The 656-nt window shown below is 63.1% G+C and carries 1 protein-coding gene; it reads left to right on the top strand.

Annotation, left to right across the window (positions count from 1 at the left end; all coding sequences use genetic code 11):
- On the top strand, positions 1-656 hold a 656-nt coding region (locus AWB65_RS35200; protein ID WP_235008137.1), incomplete at both ends, for a methyl-accepting chemotaxis protein.

Genomic DNA, 656 nt, shown 5'->3' with positions numbered 1-656 from the left:
ACGGTGCGCTCGGGCAGCGAGTCGATCGCCTCGGCGACGAAGGAAATCGCGGCGGGCAATATCGATTTGTCGTCGCGGACGGAAGAACAGGCGTCGGCGTTGCAGGAAACGGCGTCGAGCATGGAAGAACTGACCGGCACGGTCAAACAGAACGCGGAAAACGCTCGCCAGGCTAGCTCGCTTGCGGCGAATGCTTCCGACATCGCCAACAAGGGCAGCGCGGTGGTGAGCCAGGTCGTCGGCACGATGGGCGACATTAATCAAAGCTCGGCGAAGATCGCGGACATCATCACGATCATCGAAGGCATCGCGTTCCAGACCAATATTCTTGCGCTCAACGCGGCGGTGGAAGCGGCGCGGGCCGGGGAAGAAGGGCGCGGATTCGCGGTTGTCGCAGGCGAAGTGCGTACGTTGGCGCAGCGCTCGTCGGCGGCGGCGAAGGAAATCAAGGAACTGATCGATACGTCGGTGTCGCGCGTGCGGACCGGCACGACCCTCGTCGACGAAGCTGGCCGTACGATGAACGAGATCATCGGCGCGGTGCAGCGCGTGACCGACATCATGGGCGAGATCGCGGCGGCATCGGAAGAGCAGAGCAGCGGGATCGATCAGGTGGCGCGTGCCGTCACGCAAATGGACGAAGTGACGCAGCAAAA

The sequence above is a fragment of the Caballeronia humi genome (assembly GCF_001544475.1).
Lineage (GTDB): Bacteria > Pseudomonadota > Gammaproteobacteria > Burkholderiales > Burkholderiaceae > Caballeronia > Caballeronia humi.
The sequence above is the reverse complement of the archived record's forward strand: the minus strand, read 5'-3'. Positions and strand labels throughout refer to the sequence as shown.